The sequence below is a fragment of the Bartonella sp. MM73XJBT genome, from assembly GCF_028618465.1.
In the GTDB taxonomy this organism is placed as follows: Bacteria; Pseudomonadota; Alphaproteobacteria; order Rhizobiales; family Rhizobiaceae; genus Bartonella.
Genome location: NZ_JAQISY010000060.1, coordinates 1 through 5,558, shown reverse-complemented (window position 1 = coordinate 5,558; position 5,558 = coordinate 1). Strand labels below are relative to the sequence as shown.

General features: G+C 37.1%; 1 protein-coding gene and 1 pseudogene. Both read left to right on the top strand.

What is annotated here, in order from left to right:
• Positions 1-314 (top strand): YadA-like family protein (locus tag PVV69_RS09175; protein WP_273757261.1); only part of this gene is annotated, 314 nt, incomplete at its 5' end.
• A 1,890-nt stretch (positions 315-2,204) separates the two neighbouring features.
• Positions 2,205-5,558, top strand: a pseudogene (locus PVV69_RS09170) (hypothetical protein); the annotation flags it as partial.

The window sequence follows — 5,558 nt, the reverse complement described above, 5'->3', positions numbered from 1 at the left end:
TAAGCAATGGTGTTAATGAGTCCAAAGCCTATACAGATATGAAGTTTGAAACATTAAATTATGCAGTTGAGGATGTTCGCAAAGAAGCCAGACAAGCGGCGGCTATTGGTTTAGCTGTATCGAATTTAAGTTATGACGATACACCAGGGAAATTAAGTTTTTCATTTGGTACGGGTGTATGGCGCAGTCAATCGGCATTCGCTATCGGTGCTGGTTATATGTCTGAAAATGGGAAATTCCGCTCTAATGTATCTGCAACGAGTGCTGGAGGTCATTGGGGTATAGGTGCTGGATTTAGGGTCACATTGAATTAACGATAAAAAAGTATAAATTTCCCTTCTCTTAAATAAGATGAAGGGAAATATTTTGAATCACGAATAGATACCGATAGAAAATAAAGGATCACTATCAATAAATATATCTATTTGATTATTTTATTGGTAGGGATGTGATGAAAAAGTATTTATCGTATCAAAGAGGAATAATTTGTATAATCTATATTATTCTCGACTTTTGTTTTTAAAAGGCATTCTTTGGGAATCGACTCGTTGCTTTTATGACGTCATTTTTTGACGAAAAAAGAGAATATAACAATGGCATTATTAATGAATGCAGTATTATAATTTGATAATAATAATTAAGATACACGCGTTGCTTTATATAATAATATCGGTTGTCAGATTATAACGGGGATATAGCATATGATTGGTGGTGATGAGATTACAATAATAATCGAAGATATTGTAATTTTTAGGTGTCATGCCTCATTAAGGGATATCTGTTATTCTTGCTAGCCAATCGCGTAAACTAGCCCCCATGCGTGGATATACTTCAAGTTTATTTTGTCTTATATATGAAGCATCATGGTATGTGAAAAGGGATCACGACCGGTAAATGAAATTATAAAATCACTTTTAGTGATTCTTATGACAAAGGCATACGAAATTCTTTTGTAGCATCGCATCAATTTTTCATCTCTTCATTAGAGATTGTTTATATATTCTCCTCAATTTGATCCTTATGCATATGACGAAAAGGAGGTGAACAAACGCCTATAAGCAAATGCAAAGCCAGTTAAGGTATGGTTATTGTCTGCCAAGAGTCAGGCAGGCAGCGGTTATTGGTTTGGCTGTATCGAATTTGAATTATGAAGAGACGCCAGACTTTTTAAGTTTATCGATTGGGACGGGTGTGTATGGCGCGATCAGTCCGCATTTTTCATTAGACCAGATTATATGTCTGAAAATGGTAAGATTCAGTCTAATATATCAGCTATGAGTTTAGAAGGCTAGGGCATAGGGGCTGGTTTAAGAGTAAAACTGAATTGACGATAGAAAGCACTTCTTTAACCAGCAAATTATATTGGCCATTATTTGTTAGAAGGGCTCATAATTTACAGATGTAAATAATATACAGTGAGATATTAGCATAAAACTAGATATGAACTATAGTGTTAAATTCTGCTATAGAACAGCAGATTTTAGAGCAAGGCTTGTTCTTATTTTGTTAAAAAAGATCACAGCTACATAAGAAATAACGTATTTTTATTCAAATTACTAAAAAGTTGTATTTTTCTCTTGCTATTCTATTGAATAATAGATAGAGATACGAAAGGTATATTAGTAAGACTCATTTTGATTAAAAGAATTCAAAAAGGGGGGAATAAAAAATGCACAAAAGACAAACAGATAACAGAAAAATAGTCTTTGATCATAGCGTTATATTTAATAAGAAAGCGTTATAACAAAAAAATCCTAACTCCTTAAGGAATTTGAATTTTTCTTAAATATCATAGAACGCCATCTTACCTCTTATTAAAAAATTCATTAATAAAAGAGAATCTATTATTCACTATAAAAAAGTAAAGAAAACCCCTTCGAAAGTACTTTTTTAAATAATAAGACTCCTATTAAGTAAAACGGCTTTAATATTTATGAAAAAAATTCCTCTTTAAGTCCGCATGGCGAAAATCGCCTACAAATTTCATTAGAATCTAAATGTGTCATTTCCACGTTGACAAAACATTTTCAGCATTTGGATCTCAACAGAGAAAGCAAATAAAAAATAAAACAAAGACTCAAAACGTTCTTCCTTTGATCAGTGACTTTTGATCAAAATGCCATTGCAATAGGCATGTAGCACTGAAATGTGTCTTTTTTATGTTTTAGATATGCTTTCTAAATTTTTTCATCGGAGAGTTTGTTATGAAAAAATTATATAGCACATCAGCAACGAATAACTTGGATAGTCCTCGTTCTTCTTATCCATTATTTTTTGTTAAAAGGCTTTTGTTAGCTGGGATGATGACATGTTTATTAAATATTTCTCTTGTTTTTTCAGCAAATCCTGATTTCAGAAACGCATTTCTTGAAGGTGTTAACAGTGCCGGTGTGTTTTATCCACAAAGCATGATCTCTGTTGCTGGTTTGGATGCCTCTCCTGTCTCAAAAGACAATTATTTAACAGCACTCAATAAAGTAGGCGCAGAAAAAGTTAAAGCTTCTAGTGACGATGCCAATTTTTTAACTAGAACTCTGTCTGGTAAGAATGAGGATAATTCTTTTGCTAAACCTGCTTTAGAGAGCGCTTATAAGTCAGCGGCATCGGATCATAATTTAATAACAAGAGCGATTCCGGTAGTTGTGAGAGCAGGTGTGTCTCCTAGAGCAAGCTATGTAGGGGATCATTCTTATACTACTGGTTATCAAGTAAGTAAAAAAGGCAGTAATGTTGTTGCTATAGGTCCATGGGCTGAGGCTCTTGATGATGATAGTGTTGCTATAGGTAAACTCACTTCTGCTGAAGGACAGGGTGGTGTTGCAATAGGTGCTGGAATGACAGATTCAAACGGTAAGCCTGTTAGAACCTTTGCGCATGGTTTGCATTCGGTAGCTTTGGGTTATGCAACACAAGCTTTAAGGGACTATTCGCTTTCTATTGGTTCTCGTTCAATGGCAGGTGAGAAGGGTAGTATCGCCATTGGTTGGGGTGCTAAGGGGTTCAAAGAAGGTGGTGTTGCAATAGGACAGAGTTCTATTGTGGCGATGCCTGGAGCTATTGCTATAGGGAGAGATTCTATAGCTGCTGTTGCTGCTGGTGTTGCTGGTTTCAGTCCTTACATTAAAGGCGCTGCGACTGATAAAGGGGCTGTATGGAAAAGTACACAGGGCGCTGTTAGTGTCGGTGGTAATGGACAAACGCGCCAAATTATCGGAGTATCAGCTGGCACTGAAATGTCTGATGCTGCTAATGTTGCGCAGATTAAATCGTTGCAAATGTACGTAGACCAAGGTTGGTCTCTTTCTGTTGGTGGTGCAAATGCTACAGCTATTGGCATAAAAAATACAGTGGATTTAGCCGCTGGAAGTAGCAATCTTTATATTACAAAAGGCAATAAAGATAATAAAGTAAAATTTGATTTAGCAAAGGACATTGCACTCAATAGCATAAAAGCAGGAAACAATACGTTAAACGCAACAGGTTTAGTAATTTCCAATGGTCCTCAAATCACGACTTCTGGTATTAAAGCTGGCAGTAAAAAGATAACAGGAGTGGCAAAGGGTACTGAAGATACCGATGCTGTGAATTTTTCACAGCTAAAAGCAGTACAAGGAGTAGGGGGTATAAAAGGTCTAAAAATTAACACTTCAGGCAAAGATTTTGTAGATGCTATAGCAGATGGGGAAAATTCAGTTGCTATTGGTGCGAATACAAATGCAACAGGAAAATTCGCCATAACTATGGGTAATCAGGCACAGGCGACAAAAGAAGACAGTATAGCTATAGGTCGCATGGCGCATGCTTTGGGGAAAAGCAGTACCGCATTAGGTTCTGAATATAATGAGAATAGTGAACACGGGGATGATGATTATACCACTGCCAATGGTGATTATTCAACAGCTTTGGGTGCTGTTTCTAAAGCTTTGGGTTATGGTACAACGGCTGTTGGGCATCGTGCATATGCAGCGAAAGAACACGCTATTTCTATAGGTTTTTATTCAGAAGCAAATGCAGAGAAAAGTATTGCTTTAGGGGTAGATTCAAAGGCAAATGGAGAAAAATCTCTTGCTCTAGGCTTTCACGCAGAGGCAAAGGCAGCTGGCGCTATTGTTTTAGGTTCTGAAGCAGAGGCATCAGATCCTCATTCTACTATTATAGGTGTTAAGGGAAAGGTATCAGGTTGGTATAGTGTTGGTTTGGGTTATGGCGTAGAAGTAACAGGTGAGCGTAGTATTGCTTTAGGTTACCAATCTAAAGTGTTGGTTAAAGATGGTGTTGCTATAGGTTCCACTTCTACATCCGATAGGGCTGCTGGTGTTGCAGGTTATACTTCTCTTTTGCAAGGATCAGCCACCAACACCGAAGCTCAATGGAAAAGTACAAGAGGTGCAGTGAGTGTTGGTGACCCTAGTAATAATATAACGAGGCAGATTACAGGCGTTGCAGCTGGTAGTGGAGATGCCGATGCAGTGAATGTTAGACAGTTAAAAGACTTAGAAGAAGTTGTAAGAAAGAAAGGTTGGAAACTGTCTGTTGATGGTAAGAATGCGAAAACAGTGCTTTTAGACAGTGACATAGATTTTTCTGCTGGAAGTCAAAACTTTGCAATCACAAAAGGCGATAAAGATAATAACGTAAAATTTGATTTAGCAAAAGATCTCACGTTAAAGAGCATAAAATTAGAGGAAGAAAGCGTATCAGATGATAGAGCAGATGCAGTAAGTTCAGTAACTTTAGATACAACAGGCTTGATCATCAAGAATGGTCCGAAAGTCACAACTTCTGGTATTGATGCTGGCAGTAAAAAGATAACAGGAGTGGCAAAGGGTACTGAAGATAGCGATGCGGTGAATTTTGGACAACTACAAAAAGTTGAAAAAGATGTTAAAGAACAAGTCGCAGCCAGTAGCTTTGTGAAACAAGACAGCGATACAAAACACATCACCATTGGTAAGGAAACCGATGGTGACAAAATTGATATTACCAACAAAAAGAATGAACAGCGTACTCTTACGGGTTTAAAGAGTGCTTCTCTGTCAGAAGCTTCAAATGAAGCTGTTACCGGTTCACAGTTGTTTGCAACAAATAAAAATGTAACAACTTTATCCGATAATTTCAAAACCGCTGCCACGAATATGGCCAAGTATTTTGGTGGTGATGCTGGCTATGAGAATGGCACGTGGACCGATCCAACATTTACAGTAAAAACAGTTAAAAATGATGGTGAGGAAGAAACTACGACTTATCATGATGTAGCGGCAGCTTTGGCAGGCGTTGGTAGTTCTATCACAAATGTTAAAAATGATATCAAGAATGAAATTACGAGTGTAAAAGGTGATAGCCTTGTTAAGTGGGATGAGGATACAAAGCATATTAACATTGGTAGTGAAAAGGAAGACGCTACAATTAATATTGCAGATAAAGAAAGTAATAATAGAATCCTTTCTGGTGTGAAGAAGGCAGAAAAAGGCAATGAAGCAGTTAACAAAGGTCAGCTTGATGAGAATGTAAAGAAACTTTCTGGCGAAATTGCAGATGTGCGTTCAGTGGCAGTTTTC